We start from the raw sequence: 16141 nt of genomic DNA on the forward strand, positions 1-16141 counted from the left end.
TTAGCCAGCTAAAGCTTGGCTACGTAAATACTCTTCGTAGGTTCCTGAGTAGTCAGTAATCGTTCCATCCATCTTTACTTCAAGGATACGATTCGCTAAAGCTGAGACAAACTCACGATCATGAGATACGAAAATTAAAGTACCTTCGTATTTCTCAAGAGCAATTTGCAAACTCTCGATCGATTCCATATCCATGTGGTTAGTTGGCTCATCCATTGCAAGCACGTTGTGCTTTTGTAGCATCAACTTACCCCAAATCATGCGACCCTTTTCGCCGCCAGACAACACTTTGACAGACTTACCGATATCATCGCCAGAAAATAAGAGGCGGCCTAAGGTGCCACGAATGACCTGATCATCGTCACCAGTATTACGCCATTCATTCATCCAATCCATAAGCAATTCGTCTTTTGCGAACATCTCGGTATTGTCCTGAGGCATGACACCAACGTTAGCATTCTCAGCCCACTTCACATCACCACTATCTGCTGAAATCCCGCTAAAGCGTTTGCTGAGAATAGTCTTTAGCAGCGTTGTCTTGCCAGCGCCGTTCTGACCAATGATGGCAATCTTTTCACCAGCGCGGATACCGATCTTGAAGTTCTTAAAAATTGGACGGTCATATGCCTTGGAGAGCGCATTACACTCAACCGCCATATTGTGTAACTTCTTCTCAGATTCAAAACGAATAAATGGGTTCTGACGCGAAGAAGGTTTTATTTCAACAATCTCAATTTTCTCTAATTGTTTTTGACGTGAAGTAGCCTGACGCGCCTTAGATGCATTTGCAGAGAATCGGGCCACGAAAGCCGCTAATTCAGCAATCTTTTCCTTAGCCTTATCGTTGGAGCTTAGCTGTTGTGCACGAGCCTGAACAGAAGCCAACATGTAGGAGTCATAATTACCTGGATAAACTTTCAGAGTACCGAAGTCCATATCCGCCATATGCGTGCACACCTCATTGAGGAAGTGGCGATCATGGGAAATGATGACAATCGTGCTCTTAATTTGGTTCAGAATATCTTCAAGCCAATGAATAGAGTGAATATCCAAGTTATTGGTTGGCTCATCTAGTAGCAATACATCTGGATCAGAAAACAAGGCTTGCGCCAACAATACGCGCAATTTCCAACCCGGAGCCACGGCACTCATTGGCCCATTGTGTTGCTCAATCGGAATACCGATTCCCAATAACAACTCCCCTGCCTTAGCTTCCGCGGTGTAACCACCATACTCTGCATAACTGCCCTCGAGTTCGGCAGCTTTCATATAGTCTTCATCAGTGGCATCGGGGTTTGCATAAATCGCATCACGCTCTGCAGCAGCTTTCCACATTTCTTCGTGGCCCATCATCACCACATCGAGTACGCGCTGATCTTCGTAAGCGAATTGGTCCTGGCGCAACTTACCCAAACGAATACCAGGATCGAGGCTCACGTTTCCGCTAGTTGGTTCTAACTCTCCACCCAAAATCTTCATGAAAGTGGATTTACCACAACCGTTGGCGCCAATGAGGCCATATCGATTACCGCCGCCAAACTTAACGGAAATGTTTTCAAACAGGGGTTTCGCCCCAAACTGCATAGTGATATTAGATGCGGACAGCACGGATGTATTCTTACTTTCTGATAGGTCAATTCGAGGATGCGGATGCAGGTTCTGCATCAAAGTGCATCATTTTAACGGCTTGCGGCTAAAAAAGCCGTAATTTAGACTTTCAGCTTAAATGGCGTGAAATCAGTGTGAATATCGTAGTGGTCCTGATTTTCCTTGCGCTTCAGAAAACCAATCACCCAATACGTTAAAGGGGTTGCTAAAACCTCCCAGGCAGTCTTTAGGACGTATTGAGATGCAGCGACAGCCAAGACCTCATTAATCGGCCATAGACCGTAAAAGGCCAGCATATAGAAGAGTGAGGAGTCGACCAATTCTCCGCAGGCGGTAGACCCTATAGTGCGCATCCACAGGTGGCGCCCTTGGGTCAGGATCTTCATTTTCGCTAGGGTATAGCTATTTACGAAACTACCGCAGCAAAAAGCAATCATGGAGGCAAGTGCTACTCGCCAAGAATTACCAAAGACCGTTTCCATGCCCTGCTGGTAGTTAGCCATATAGGAGCCAGGGGCGACTGGCAAAGCAATCACTAGTTGCGCCATGATGGCGGCAAAGGCTAGGGATGCAAAACCTGCCCAAACTGCCCGGCGATCGTAAGCGTAGCCATAGACCTCAGTCAGGATATCGCCAAAAAAGTAAGCAATCGGAAAAAAGAGGATTCCAGCCCCAAAGGTCACACTGCCAAAAAAGGGCAAATCTAAGGTGGCAGCCTTGCCAGCGCCGATGAAGTTGGAGCACAGCAGAACCACAACAAAGGCAGCCAATATCAGGTCGTAATAACGATGATGACGTCTAGATGCGTCCATATGTCTGGAAAAATGGATAATAGATAAAAGAATATCCGCATTCTTGAAAATTAACAAAATGCAGATTAAACCCCCCTATAGGATCATTAAGAACCATGAGCATAGCTAGTTTTAATTGGGCCGACCCCCTACTCCTTGATACGCAACTGACAGAAGATGAGCGCATGGTGCGTGATGCTGCTGCTGAATATGCGCAGGGTCGATTGATGCCACGTATACATGATGCTTTTCGTAATGAGACTACTGACTCTGCTATCTTCCGTGAAATGGGCGAGCTAGGCCTTTTAGGGATCACTATTCCTGAGCAGTACGGCGGCGCAAATCTCAATTACGTTTCTTATGGACTGATTGCTCGCGAAATTGAGCGAGTTGATTCTGGTTACCGCTCCATGATGAGCGTGCAGTCGTCTTTAGTCATGGTGCCGATTAATGAATTTGGTACTGAAGCACAAAAGCAAAAATACTTACCGAAGTTAGCGACCGGAGAATGGATCGGCTGCTTTGGTTTGACTGAGCCTAACTATGGCTCTGATGCCGGCGGCATGATTACCAGAGCCAAAAAAGTTCCAGGCGGCTTCTCATTAACTGGCTCTAAGATGTGGATCTCTAATTCTCCGATTGCAGATGTATTTGTTGTCTGGGCTAAAAATGATGAGGGCTTGATTAGAGGCTTCATTCTAGAAAAAGGGATGAAGGGCTTGTCTGCACCTAAGATCAGCGGCAAAATGGGTCTGCGCGCCTCCATTACTGGTGAAATCGTCATGGATGAAGTCTTTGTTCCAGCCGAAAATGAATTCCCAGAAATTACCGGCCTCAAGGGTCCATTTACCTGCTTGAACTCAGCCAGATACGGAATTGCCTGGGGCACGCTTGGCGCTGCTGAATGGTGTTGGTATGCAGCGCGCCAATACACTATGGATCGCAAGCAATTTGATCGCCCTCTCGCAGCAAATCAACTAGTTCAAAAGAAGCTTGCAGATATGCAAACTGAAATTACCTTGGCACTACAAGGCTGCCTACGTTTAGGTCGCATGAAAGATGAAGGTATTGCTGCACCAGAAATCACCTCCATCATGAAGCGCAACTCTTGTGGAAAGTCATTGGATATTGCCCGCCTAGCGAGAGATATGCACGGCGGCAATGGTATATCAGATGAATATGGCGTCATTCGTCATATGCTTAATCTGGAGGTCGTCAATACCTACGAAGGTACACACGATATTCATGCCCTCATCTTAGGTCGTGCACAAACTGGAATCCAGGCTTTTAGTTAAAGCCCAAGTTTGGTGATGAGGTCTTTTGCTGTTTTTGCAAAGGCTTCATCGCTGTCATTCTCAAGTTGCACAAAGTGATCTTCGCGATAGCTCGGGAAATTACGAATAATTGAGGATTGGTAGGATGGGTCGTAATGCATCACCAATAATTCTTCGACCAAACTCTCAAAATCACCAGCATCAATGGCCTCATGCCATTTAGTGATTTGCTCCTTGCCATATCGTGATGTCAGCAAGCTCAGCTTTTCTTTAAAGCTTTCGGGATTGGATAAAAAATGATGATATTCGCGTAGCAACCAAGATACTCGCGTATGCGTGCTAGATCTAATTTCTATGCATTGGCCATCTCGAATGCGCTCCATCAAAGGATCAGGAATATGCACACCCCCCACCTTTTTACTTTCCGACTCAACAAATACTATCCTGGATGGATCTAATGAATTCAATGCATTCCATAGGTTCGTCTCAAAGCCTTTTTGTGAAGGCTGTTCTATATTAGGTTCATTACCCAGCACTGATCCACGGTGAATAGCTAAGCCTTCAAGATCTAGTATTTGCTGATCAAGTAAACCAATTTCCTGGAGAATGCGGGTCTTACCACTTCCAGTCATGCCAGCAATAACTTGAAAAGAAAAATCTTTAGCAGCTTGCTCCAGATCATTGATCACAACACGCCGAAAGCCTTGGTATCCACTTTGCAATTGTAGGGCTTTCCAGCCTATACGATTGAGGATGTGGGTAAAGGCGCCGCTACGTTCGCCACCACGCCAGCAATAAATTAAGGGGCGCCACTCCCTCGGAAAATCAATCAGGGAATTTTCTATATGATTGGCAATATTGCGCGAGACATAAGCAGCGCCCAATTTCTTAGCAACAAATGGCGAGGCTTGCTTATACAGCGTTCCAATCTCAATACGCTCCTTGTTACTTAAGACGGGAAGATTGATGGCGCCAGGAATATGATCTAAAACAAACTCCGCTGGTGTTCTCACATCAATAATGGCATCAAACTCAGGCAAAGAGGATGCCAATATTTCAATGTTGAGAATATGCGGGTTACTGGGTTGCAAAAATTATCCTATTGCAGCTTAGAGATCACGTGTTCAGGCCAAGGTGATGATTTACCTGTTTTCATGTCCACCCACACCATAGTAGCGCCACCGACCGCAGCCATCGTATCTGGCTGAGTAGCTAAAGCCATCGTGGTGTAAACATCCACACTAGAGCGTCCAATATTACCAATGTAGGTTTTTAAAATGAGTTCACCTGGATAGGTAAGTTGTTGATGAAAATTACAAAAACCATTAATCATCAACATAGATTCATCGCCAGGAGTAACGCTATAACCCATGGATGTAATCCACTCTACCCTAGCCTGCTCCATATACCGAAAGTACACCGTGTTATTAACATGCCCATATGCGTCCATGTCACCCCAACGAATCGGCATACACATTTGGTGTACAAACTTTTTTTCTTCCGGAATTTCAATACGCATGAATGTTTACTAAATGATCAATCATTTATTAGCGAACTTGCAAAGCCATGTGATACAAATTAGTAGAGCGAGCACCAGAACGACAGAAAGCCAAAATAGGACCTGGCATTGTCTTTAGTAAGCGCGCCATCTCAATAACTTGATCTGGCGTAAATGCTCCAGGGATTACAGGTAAAAAAGCATAGTTCAAACCTAGGGCTTCGGCTTGAGCCTGAATTTCTGCATTAGTGGGCTGACTAGGGCCACCCTCAAAATCTGGACGATTGTTGATAACACTTTTGTAACCTTGTTTAACAATCTCAGCTAAGTGGCTTGGGTCAATTTGACCCAATGTACCGAAATGATCGGTATGGCAGGCGATAGGAAGGCTCATCTAAACCTCAAAAAATAATAAGAATTTAAAAACTAATAGCTAAGATTCTAAATCAGACTTACTTTTTGTGGCCCGTAAGAAAGCGGTTGCAGATTGCCATACCAGCAAGCATTGCCAATATAAAGACGAGAGCCTTAAGGTGACCAGCCCCGAGAGCAACAATTGCAGGGCCTGGACAGAAACCAGCGATCCCCCAGCCCGCACCAAAAATGAGGCTGCCAATGATGAGGGGCTTCGAAATATCTCTACGAGTGGGAATATGTAGTGCGGCACCAAAAAAAGCTTCCGAACGCTTGGAGACCAAATAAAAACCAGCGAGACCCACCAGGATTGCTCCGCCCATCACAAAGATTAAGGATGGATCCCAGTTACCAGCTAGATCAAGAAAATTCAGAATCTTTTGCGGGTTGCTCATGCCGGAAATGATCAAGCCAACTCCAAATAAAACGCCAATCAAATACTGGCTATAAAAATTGAAATGTCTTCTCATGATTTATAAACCCAATACATGACGAATGACAAAGACTATTAAAAATCCAGCAGTCATGAAAGACACTGTAGCAACTAAAGATCTTGGCGAGAGACGGGACAGACCGCAAACACCATGACCGCTAGTGCAACCTGAGCCATAGTTGGCACCAAAACCGACGAGTAAACCAGCAACAATAATGGAGATCCAATCGGCATCAATCACAGTCGTTGTGTGAAGATCAAAAAACAAGCTGCTTAAAAGTGGTGCGCTCAATATTCCCAAAGCAAGACTTAAGCGCCAATTAACATCACCTTCTTTAGGCGACAGTAGTCCGGAAACAATTCCACTGATACCTAAGATGCGGCCATGGAGAATGGCATATAAGGCAGCCGCAAGACCCAACAAAATTCCACCAAAAAATGCGGGGCCAGGAGTAAAAGCAAGCCAATCTATCTGCATATGATCCAGCCTAGTTTATGAGTTAACTACAGGGATTAGGTGCATTGCGCGTTTCTAAATACAGAAGAGCTAGGTAGGCGCCGAAGATAAATCCTGGCAAGGCAAGCAGTGATCCAATTGCCAGCGTAGAGATACCGCTTAAGCCTTGGCCAACAGTACAACCAAGCGCAGTAACCCCGCCAAAACCCATCAAAGTCGCACCAATTAAGTGATTGGCCGTATCTTCCGTATCGCGGAAGCTCTCCCAACGGAATGACTTAGTCAGAATAGAAACGCAGAAAGATCCAGAAATCATTCCAAAAACAGCAGCGATACCGACCGTGATTACCTTTGAAGTATCGCTATACATCATTAACCAATCCAGGGAAAAGGCATAAGGCGCTACAAAAGAGAGGCTCTCCATACGACCGGAATTGGTTACTAAGAAAACCTCTTCCAGGGTATTGGGATCCTCGGCAACAAATCCTAAGTTACCTGATATCCACCAAACAGCACAAATAGCTAGGCCAACAAAAGTTCCAGCAAATAGGTTTTCAGCGGTACAGAAAGCTTTGCTTGCAAGTGCATAAGCAATAAAGGCAGACCCCACTACTAAACCTAAAGCTAGGTGTAAGTTGTTGCGAGCAATACCTGTTACTGAACTTAAGATACTTGGAAGATCTTGAGGCGTATTCAATGCCAAGAAGACAGAGTCCAAGGTGTTGATGCGTATAACACCGAGGAAGCCCTTCATGGTCATATAAGCTGTAAGCCCAAGAACGAGGAAAACAATAACGGATTTGAGGTTACCGCCGCCAATACGGACAAGCGTCTTGCTGCCGCAACCAGAGGAAAGCACCATGCCAAAACCAAATAGAGTGCTACCTACAATGGAAGACAACCATAAAAACTTATTGCTAGTATAGAAACTTTTAAGTGGATCAATAAGACCAAAGTAAGACATCAAAGCAAACCCAATGATCGCAACACCGATGGCCAGAAACCATTGCTTTAGACGATCCCAGCTAGACATAATAAAAATATCTGAAACTGCACCCATGCTACAGAAACCTGTTTTTTGCATCACTGCACCTAGCAGGAAAGTCACTGCAAAGGTAGCAAATAAAACTGATTTGCTAAGAGAAGAAATATCTACCGCATCCATAAAAAATCTTTACTGAAATTATTTAAATTTATAAAACTGCTTATTGAGAAAGGCTGTTACATCAGCCTCATCCTCAGGGAAAAGATCAAGACGTAATTCTGTATTACACCTAGCAACCATTGTCCTTAGGTTTTGAAGGTTTTTAACCTTGCTATCGCTGCGGGTGTAGATCATGTCACCATTACCAAAGCCGGATTTTTTGGCATGGCAGGCGTAGCATTTCTCTTGGTCAATTTTTTTGCCATTGGCAATATCCGGCGTGGCATGGGCGGACAAATACAGACCGAACAAAGCAGCAAAGGTAAATACAAGCTTAATCAGTGGTAATTTCATTTGAAATCAGTCATTTAGCGAAGTAGACAGCTATTTTAAAGCCAGATGACAAATATGCCTTATTCCGCCTGAATTGATAGGTAGACGTTATAGGCATTCATGCGGTTTGCCGCCCTAAACAAGGGCATTCCTTCGTATTCCGACCAATCAGCCTGCTGATAGGCCTCCTCAAAAGGATCCATATCGATAGCCGACTTTGCCATTGATTGACGTAAATACCTCAAATACTCCCTGGTGAAACCAATATCTTGAATTGGATTAATAGAGTGCGCTCCATGGCCAGGAATCACAATGCTGGGGTTTAGTGATTCAATTTCATTCAAAGCTTGCAACCAGCCTTTGCTATCAGCATTACCAACAAAGGGGATGCGACCCCGAAAAACCAAGTCTCCTGCAAAGAGGACTTTTTCAGATGGCACATAAATAATTAGGTCCTCGGGCGCATGAGCGGGCCCCACTCTACGAATCTTAAACTCGACTCCACCGACTGTGAGCGTGAAACTCTGATCTATCCAAACATCTGCTGACATTAAATGAGTGGATGCGTTTACCCAAGGCGCAAAATCAGTTCGTGATGCAATCAGACGCTGCCGAGCAGTTTCAGAAGAGATATAGTTTCTACCCTCCCCTTGCGCATAAATCTTCGCACCAAGCTGCTTGAACTCTTGTAGTCCGTAGACGTGGTCTGCATGGTAGTGCGTAACGATGACAGCAACAATTTTTTGAGGAGTAATTTTTTTAATTTCGGAAATCAGCTTTTTGGCGAGTGCTGGTGAACCCAGAGCATCAACAACAACAACACCCTTTGCTGTAATCACAAAGCCCGCATTAGAAATAAAGTTTTGATTTTTACTACTACCCATCTCCGCCAAGCCTTTTACGAAATACGTATTTGGCGCAACCTGGATAGGCTTTAAGATTAAATCATCAGAAGCATAAACAATAGATATAGATATCAGCAGCCAAAGCGAACCTATAGAAAGTACTCTCAGAACATAAGAGCGCAACATATAGCACGCTAATTGCATAAATTAAGGCTTGATATAAGCGAAATGATTTTGATACTGAAGATCAGCAACGCGAACTACTCCCGATGGAGTGAAGTCTGTATCTAGAGTAAATTGATCTTTCTTCAGATTACGGTTGGTTAATGTAATCTCGCAAACTTCAAAACGAACACCACGTGACTTCAATGCACCTACTAGGGGCGCATATTCAATTCCATTCTTCTTATCTTTTGCGCCTTCCATCATGATATCGACGCCGTTGGCATGAGTAACCACAATGATTTTGGTCTTTGGGGATACATCCAAATGATTCCGTATATTACGCAGACCTTTAATGCCCTGAGACTCAGCATCATCAATGTGATAAACCACTTCTGTGGGTCCTGCAGCATGAGTCCCCATAGTAAACAGAGCAAAAGTAATTACTAGGCACTGAAGTAATTTTTTCATTATCGATCTCGTATAAAAAGTATTAGAGTGAAACCATTCCAGGATTATTTTTTACACCTTTAATGATGGGCTCATTAAGCTTCACAGCTTTCACCACCTTCACATCACGCAAATGACGCTCCATCACATCCCAAATTGCTTCGCCACCAGCATTCTTAGCATCCTCACTGACTGGTGCCCAGCCAGCAACCTTGTATGTCTTGTTAGGATCAATGTCCTTGCCATTTAAACGCATATCACTAATCCGCTTGCCGGCAGATGCTGCTGGGTCAATGGTGTACTGCATGCCACCTACACGAACCATGTCGCCACCCTGTTGGTAATACGGATCCGGATTAAATAAATTGTCTGCCACGTCTTCCAAAATAGTCTTGATAGTTTCACCAGTCATATTGGTAACTGTGGTGTATGGATAGGTAATGGCGGTTTGATCTAATAAATTCTCACGGGTAATAGCTTGCCCAGGCAATAAGCTGGTGCCCCATCGGAAGCCTGGAGAGAAAGCAATCTCCGCATTCTTCTGAGCCATCAATCCATCCAAAATTAACTGATCGAAACTACCATTGAAGTTACCGCGACGATACAAAAGACCATCGGTAGTAGCTAATTTCTCATTCAACTTAGCTTCATATGGCGCTCGTACCTTAGCAATCAGCTTATTCATCGCAGGATCGGCAGGAATCATATTTGAGAAGATTGGGAAAAGCTTGTAGCGGAAATCTACTGGCTTGCCACCCTTCACATCAAAATCGAGTACACCTAAGAATTTACTATTTGAGCCTGCATTGGTAACTAAAGTTACTCCACCCGAGTTCTTCACTTTGACTGGAGTCGGAACGCCATCATGCGTGTGGCCACCCATAATCGCATCTAAACCAGTAACACGAGATGCCATCTTCAAATCCACGTCCATACCGTTATGTGACAGCAGCACGACCACTTTTGCGCCTTTAGCCTTTACTTCATTAATGGTCTTCTGAAGATTTTCTTCCTGAATACCAAATGTCCAGTCTGGGGTGAAATAACGAGGGTTAGCAATTGGCGTGTATGGGAAGGCCTGACCAATAATGGCTACCTGAATACCATTCTGCACCTTCATCAAATACGGATTGAATACAGAGTCACCAAAGTCTGCAGTCTTAATATTTTGAGCAAGAAAAGAAACCTTTCCCTTGAAATCGCCATTCACAATTTCCATGACGCGCTTCTCACCCAGGGTCATTTCCCAATGCGGAGTCATGACATCAACACCCAAGAGCAAGGCCGCGTCAACCATATCCTGACCATTAGTCCAGAGTGCTGTAGCAGAACCCTGCCAAGTATCACCACCATCCATTAACATAGCACCCGGACGACTAGCTTTAATTTGTTTAATCAAAGTTGCCATATGAGCGAAGCCACCCATCTTGCCGTAATTTTGCGCAGCTGCAACGTAATCAACATAAGTAAAGGCGTGCGCATCGCGCGTCCCTGGCTTAATGCCGTTAGCCTTTAGAAAATATTCGCCAACTATATGAGGCGTCTTACTTTCTTGCACACCAATACCAAGATTGACATTGGGCTCACGGAAATAGATTGGTAGCAATTGCGCATGGCAGTCTGTGAAATGCAAGAAATGCACGTTACCAAACTTTGGCAAATCATAGAATTTCTGGGCACTTGTCTGCGCGCTAGCAAAATTAGATTGCAAACTCATTCCACCAGCAGAGGCGATAGCCAATGCCTGCAAAAACTCACGACGATTTAGTGACATAGTGATTCCCTTAAGAAAACAGGCCTTACGGCCTGTTTAAATGTGTTATTTGTTCACAGGTGATTCTGGATCAAGCAGCAAAGCCATGACATCTTGCATTTGCTTCTCATTTAATAACTTGAAGTGGGCAAAGCGCGGCATATTACTGCAAGCGTTATACGCCTTGGAGTTGTTAATTCGGTTCCAGGTATATGTAACAACCTCTGGTGAATATCCGCGTATTTTTCCATAGCCAGTTAGGGATGGGCCAATATTTCCATAAGAGATTTCTTTGGAATCAATCTGGTGACAGTTGTAGCAACCCCCACCAATAGGAGTTTCAGCAGTATCAGTCCAAGTTGCACCACGACCACTTTGTGCGATTCGCTCACCATTCTTCCAGTCACCAATGTATTTCCCATCGGATGGCTGCTTGATCGAGTCCATATTGATCTTCTGGATTTTCTCGCGCATAGCTTGACCTTGCTTGCTATCAGCAAACTTAGGATCTGAACAGAACTTCTGAGTAGCATCTTGATCAATCCGAGTCAATGCTGCAATACCGTCGGCGCGAAAACTCTCTTGAATCATCTTGTTAAATTTTGGATCATTTTTTTGTTGAGCAAGAGCAGGAGTCTGCACCAAACCAGTAGCAAAAATAAATCCAGTAGCAGCTAAGAGTTGTTTTAAGTGTGTTATTTTCATATTCATCTCTTATCCATTAACGCTTTAAGCCAGGTGTTTCAACTGTTCCACCATTTGCGGTTTTTGCCATGTACATGGACAAAGCGATAGTCACATCTGAGCCATAAATAGGGAAAGGAAAGCGCTGCTGACGGAAACAATCGTTCAAGCGCTGTTGCATCGTCCAAAATTGACCGCTTGATACTCGGTAGGCTGGCCAATAACCCCAACCCAAAGCAGCACCCTTTTGTTCTGTAATGTTTGGTAAATCTTGCAAACGTATACGCTTGCCGTTTTCAGCATGACAAGATGCGCAGGAGAAGTCCATTGGACCACCCTGGAAGAAGAAAGCGCGCTTACCAAGGTCATACATCTCTTTTTCTTTGGGATGTGCGGTACTTACCTTAATCTTGTCGCCCTTAGATAAAGTGACAACATAGGCAACGATAGCCTCCATATCCTTTTTAGGACCCTTCTGAAATGGAGCATCAATCATTTCCTGGGGATCGCGACCCTGCAATACTTGCATACACGTCATCAAGCGTGACTCTAAATCTTGAACCTTGTTAGTATCTTTAAAGTAGCGTGGTAGTTGTGCCGCTGCACCTTTCACTACACCAGGTCCTAAGCCTAAGTTACATTGCTCAAGAGTTGCATTTTTTGGACCAGCCGGCTTTTTCCACAACTCTTCCCCTGCCGCCTCGTAGAGCTCTGAGGGATTTCCATCAGCTATCATCTCGCGATATTTAGCGATATCGTCGGTAGCACTCTTTTGTGCTGACACCGAAGATGTCATTGTTAATAAAGCTGCCACTAAACCACTAGCTAGCCCTAAGGTCAATTTACGCTGCATTTCCTACCCTTTCAGAACCACGGAGGCGGTAAAAATTTATTAAAGCAAAAAACAATTAAGAAACAGTTGCTTCATCAGTGCGTTTGTCGCCCTTATTATCATTCCAAGTTACAGTAATTTTGTCGCCCTTAGCGCCTTTGTATTTAAAGTTCAAAAATGGATCCTTAGAAACTGCAGGACCAAATTCGCCAGAAAATACCCTCTTACCGTTGGCAGTAACATTAATGGTGCTGATAAACCACTGAGGAATAGTTTTGCCGGCAGCATCTTTACGCTGACCAGATTCCATATCGTGTTTCATCAAGATTTTTACGTCCACAGTACCGCCATTTTCAGCAGCTCTTACGCGCATTGGATCAGCCATTTTGGTTCCTTTTTTACTCTATATATAAATGAATTGTTCTATTGAATTGCTGCGGAATTAACCGCCGCAACCACCAAGCGTTACTTTGACTTCTTTAACAGTCATTAGCCACTTACCATCAGCCTTGACTAAGCCATATACATTGGATGTTTGCCCCATCTTGATACGGGTAGTAACAAAAGCGTCTGTGCCAGCCGGGATAAAGAATTGAGCTGCGAGTGCACTTGGATTCTTTTCAACCAAAATTGCCATTTGCTCAGCTTTTGCTGTAGTGGTAATTCCGACAGGAACGACAGCACCGTTTTCAGCAATGTCAGGTGCATTTAAAGTCACTGCGGCAGATTTATCTGGGCTACCAGCACCTAAAATTTTAAAAACATCGTCCAAGCTCTTGCCTTCAAAAGCGGCTTTATTCCACTCTTGTGCTTGAGCGCTGCTAATAAGACCCGTGGAAGCCATCAAGCCAAATACTGCTGAGTACTTCAATACACTGCGACGCTGCTGATTCATAAAAACTCCTTTATTAATCTTTACTTCTCTCAATTTATTGCTTATTTTGCATTAAAACACCCGTTTATTAGCAAAAATAGCTTTTTATTTACCGCCAGAAAGCATCCAAACCACTAAAGCCTTGCGATCTTCGTCAGAAAGCTGAGCTTGAGCCGGCATCGGGATAGAGCCCCATACTCCCGCTCCCCCAACTTTTACCTTGGTCGACAACTTATCAATTGCACCGCTCTGACCCTCATATTTTTTAGCAATATCTGCTATTGAAGGCCCCACTAGCTTTGCATTGGGCGCATGGCAAGCGGAGCAATTCTCATTTTTGAAGAGGGCTGAGGGACCTTTTGCTACAGAAGAATGGGTATCTGCTGCGTGAGCTAAACCAAGACCAGAAGCTCCAGGCAATTGCTTAATCGGTGGCTTCGTAGTGTCTGCACCACGATAAGGTCCATACATCCGATTTTGCTCGGCAATATTTTCATGGGCGTTACGAGCAAAATCTGGCAAGGTTGACCCAATTTGTACAAATGGTACGCAGTTATACATACATGCGCTGCCATTAACGTCAGGCTTATCTTTGACATTCCAGAAGCCGTGTTTAGTCGTCATGCCATTCCGATTTGGCATTTTAATTTCAGCGATATTCTTATCGCTAAGAACAAAATCATCTGGAACGATTTCACCGAGACTCAAAATAAATGCAACTAATGCATAACTGTCATCAGGGGTCAGTGATCTTGGAGCATTCCATGGCATAGCGCGATAAATATAATCCCATAATGTAGATACTGTGGGTACCTTCATTAAGGTTGTTCTTTGCGGCTGCTTCATATCTTTTAATGAGGCAACTCGACCTGTCTTCAGATCTTCCTTGGAGGTACCACCAGCGATAGGCGTAAAGATTTCGTTAGACTCACCAAAGGTGCCGTGACAACTGGCACATTGAGCCTCCCAAATAATCTGGCCTTTTTCAACAGAACCAGATCCTTTTGGTAAACCCTTAAAGTCTGGGCGCACATCGATATCCCAAGCTGTAACTTCAGCAGGAGTTGCTACCCTGCCAATGCCAGGAAACTTAGCTGAACCTGATTGGGCAAATGTGAATTGTGCAGTTACTGTGATGAGTGCCGCAACACCTAGGCGGATCTTCAATTTATCCAACTTGAACATTGCTCACCTCGCCGTTTGAATCCAATTTCCATGATTGGATTGCATTGTTGTGATAGATAGAGCGTGTACCGCGTACATTACGTAATGTTTTAATCGACGGTTGAATATAGCCAGTGTCATCCACGGCTCTTGATTGCATGATTGCTGGGGAGCCATCCCATACCCAATCGATATTGAAGCGCGTAATAGATTTAGTGAGTACAGGCGTTTCAAGGCGGGCTGTTCGCCAATTATTACCACCATCAAAAGAAACATCTACTCGAGTAATTTTTCCGCGACCAGACCAGGCCATACCACTCACGTTATAAAAACCTTTATCCAATAGCTGTTGGCCACCCGATGGTGTGGTGATAACCGACTTGCATTCCTGAATTGAGGCATATTGACGGTGATCACCACTCGGCATTAATTCTATATAGTGAACCGCTTCGTCTTTGGTATTCCAAGGCATATCCCCAACCTCTAAACGACGTAACCACTTCACCCAACTAACACCCTGCACCCCAGGAACTACCAAGCGTAATGGGAAGCCGTTTTCTGGACGCAACATCTCACCATTCATAGCCCAAGCAACAATTGTGTCGTTAAGGCAACTCTCGAGATTGATGGTGCGGGTCATTCCTGAGCCATCACCGCCCTCGGCCAGCATGAACTTTCCTTTTTTGAGGTCAGCGCCGCACTCTTCTAACAATATTTTTAAAGGGACCCCTGTGAATTCACAGCAAGAGAGCATGCCATGCGTGTATTGCACGGTTGGAACTGCTACGTTGCCCCACTCTAATCCAGTATTAGCACCACACTCAATGAAGTGAGTGCGAGAAACTGACGGCAAACGCATCAAGTCGTTCATCGTGAAAACGCGTGGGTTTTTGACCATGCCATTCACCATCAAACGATGTTTATCTGGATCGACGTTGTACCAGCCTTGGTGGTGTCGTTCAAAATGTAAACCGTTTGGAGTGATAGTTCCAAACAGACCTTGAAGAGGTGTAAAGGCTACAGATGCAGCAGAGACACGGGTAAGCCCAGGCGACTCACGGCGAATTAAGTTAGATTCATAAATGGATGGCACACCATATGGCATGGTTGCCACATTCTTGCCAAGTGTTGTTTGCCATTCTTGTTTTTCCAGAATAGCTGGATCACCCTCGCCTGATGCCATCACAAGTGGAGATGCTAATCCAGCGCTTACACCACCCAAAGCAGACATAAAACCTTTTCGCAAGAAGCCGCGACGATTTTCATCTAAACCGTTTGCATTGATATCAGCAATCAACTCCTGAGAAATATAATGTTCAGGTGCCTTTACAAGTCGAGCCTGATTGGCTGGCTTTTCGATTGCGCTGATGTCCTTAGCACTGATCTCAATTTGTTTTTTGGTCATTTGATATTTGCTTTGGTCAA

At 44.4% G+C, this 16141-nt stretch carries 19 protein-coding genes; 1 reads left to right on the forward strand and 18 read right to left on the reverse strand.

The window, feature by feature from the left end; genetic code table 11:
* Together ICN22_RS07095 and ICN22_RS07100 are read right to left on the reverse strand one after the other, a co-directional pair.
* Positions 1-1608, reverse strand: a complete 1608-nt coding sequence (locus ICN22_RS07095) for an ABC-F family ATPase (RefSeq protein ID WP_216169563.1) — start codon at positions 1606-1608, stop codon at positions 1-3.
* Positions 1609-1709: 101 nt separating this feature from the next.
* Positions 1710-2420 (reverse strand): queuosine precursor transporter, encoded by a 711-nt coding sequence (locus ICN22_RS07100; protein WP_216169564.1) that lies wholly within the window; start codon positions 2418-2420, stop codon positions 1710-1712.
* 95 nt (positions 2421-2515) lie between these two features.
* Here ICN22_RS07100 and ICN22_RS07105 point away from each other — a divergent pair, with 95 nt between their 5' ends.
* Positions 2516-3694: an acyl-CoA dehydrogenase gene (locus ICN22_RS07105; RefSeq protein WP_216169565.1), complete on the forward strand. Its 1179-nt coding sequence runs from the start codon at positions 2516-2518 to the stop codon at positions 3692-3694.
* Here ICN22_RS07105 and mnmH read toward each other — a convergent pair.
* From mnmH to soxC, 16 genes are all read right to left on the reverse strand, one after another.
* A complete protein-coding gene (gene mnmH, locus ICN22_RS07110) occupies positions 3691-4764 on the reverse strand; it encodes a tRNA 2-selenouridine(34) synthase MnmH (protein WP_216169566.1) in 1074 nt (357 codons plus the stop codon). The genes ICN22_RS07105 and mnmH overlap by 4 nt on opposite strands.
* Before the next feature lie 8 nt (positions 4765-4772).
* Positions 4773-5192 (reverse strand): acyl-CoA thioesterase, encoded by a 420-nt coding sequence (locus ICN22_RS07115; protein WP_216169567.1) that lies wholly within the window; start codon positions 5190-5192, stop codon positions 4773-4775.
* Between the two features lie 28 nt (positions 5193-5220).
* Positions 5221-5565 (reverse strand): protein tyrosine phosphatase family protein, encoded by a 345-nt coding sequence (locus ICN22_RS07120; protein WP_216169568.1) that lies wholly within the window; start codon positions 5563-5565, stop codon positions 5221-5223.
* 58 nt (positions 5566-5623) lie between these two features.
* The gene (locus ICN22_RS07125) at positions 5624-6055 is read right to left on the reverse strand and encodes a DUF6691 family protein (protein ID WP_216169569.1); all 432 of its coding nucleotides are present in this window, start codon (positions 6053-6055) and stop codon (positions 5624-5626) included.
* A 3-nt stretch (positions 6056-6058) separates the two neighbouring features.
* Positions 6059-6496: a YeeE/YedE family protein gene (locus ICN22_RS07130; RefSeq protein WP_216169570.1), complete on the reverse strand. Its 438-nt coding sequence runs from the start codon at positions 6494-6496 to the stop codon at positions 6059-6061.
* 22 nt (positions 6497-6518) lie between these two features.
* Positions 6519-7640, reverse strand: coding sequence for a YeeE/YedE family protein (locus ICN22_RS07135; protein WP_216169571.1), 1122 nt, complete (start codon positions 7638-7640; stop codon positions 6519-6521).
* Between the two features lie 18 nt (positions 7641-7658).
* Positions 7659-7973 (reverse strand): hypothetical protein, encoded by a 315-nt coding sequence (locus ICN22_RS07140; RefSeq protein ID WP_255533891.1) that lies wholly within the window; start codon positions 7971-7973, stop codon positions 7659-7661.
* A gap of 59 nt (positions 7974-8032) precedes the next feature.
* A complete protein-coding gene (locus ICN22_RS07145; RefSeq protein WP_255533892.1) occupies positions 8033-9001 on the reverse strand; it encodes an MBL fold metallo-hydrolase in 969 nt (322 codons plus the stop codon).
* A 3-nt stretch (positions 9002-9004) separates the two neighbouring features.
* A complete protein-coding gene (locus ICN22_RS07150) occupies positions 9005-9430 on the reverse strand; it encodes a DsrE family protein (protein WP_216169572.1) in 426 nt (141 codons plus the stop codon).
* A gap of 22 nt (positions 9431-9452) precedes the next feature.
* The gene (gene soxB / locus ICN22_RS07155; protein ID WP_216169573.1) at positions 9453-11183 is read right to left on the reverse strand and encodes a thiosulfohydrolase SoxB; all 1731 of its coding nucleotides are present in this window, start codon (positions 11181-11183) and stop codon (positions 9453-9455) included.
* Between the two features lie 45 nt (positions 11184-11228).
* A complete protein-coding gene (soxX, locus tag ICN22_RS07160; protein WP_216169574.1) occupies positions 11229-11867 on the reverse strand; it encodes a sulfur oxidation c-type cytochrome SoxX in 639 nt (212 codons plus the stop codon).
* 16 nt (positions 11868-11883) lie between these two features.
* A complete protein-coding gene (gene soxA / locus ICN22_RS07165; protein WP_216169575.1) occupies positions 11884-12699 on the reverse strand; it encodes a sulfur oxidation c-type cytochrome SoxA in 816 nt (271 codons plus the stop codon).
* Between the two features lie 55 nt (positions 12700-12754).
* Positions 12755-13063 (reverse strand): thiosulfate oxidation carrier complex protein SoxZ, encoded by a 309-nt coding sequence (gene soxZ / locus ICN22_RS07170; protein WP_216169576.1) that lies wholly within the window; start codon positions 13061-13063, stop codon positions 12755-12757.
* A 57-nt stretch (positions 13064-13120) separates the two neighbouring features.
* On the reverse strand, positions 13121-13573 hold the full coding sequence (soxY, locus tag ICN22_RS07175; RefSeq protein ID WP_215329867.1) for a thiosulfate oxidation carrier protein SoxY: 453 nt from the start codon (positions 13571-13573) through the stop codon (positions 13121-13123).
* 84 nt (positions 13574-13657) lie between these two features.
* Positions 13658-14737: a c-type cytochrome gene (locus ICN22_RS07180; RefSeq protein ID WP_216169577.1), complete on the reverse strand. Its 1080-nt coding sequence runs from the start codon at positions 14735-14737 to the stop codon at positions 13658-13660.
* Entirely contained in the window at positions 14721-16076 is a 1356-nt protein-coding gene (gene soxC, locus ICN22_RS07185; protein ID WP_439650988.1) for a sulfite dehydrogenase, read from the reverse strand. Before soxC ends, ICN22_RS07180 begins: the two co-directional genes overlap by 17 nt.
* Positions 16077-16141 lie beyond the last annotated feature (65 nt).

Source organism: Polynucleobacter bastaniensis, assembly GCF_018882205.1.
GTDB classification, from domain to species: domain Bacteria; phylum Pseudomonadota; class Gammaproteobacteria; order Burkholderiales; family Burkholderiaceae; genus Polynucleobacter; species Polynucleobacter bastaniensis.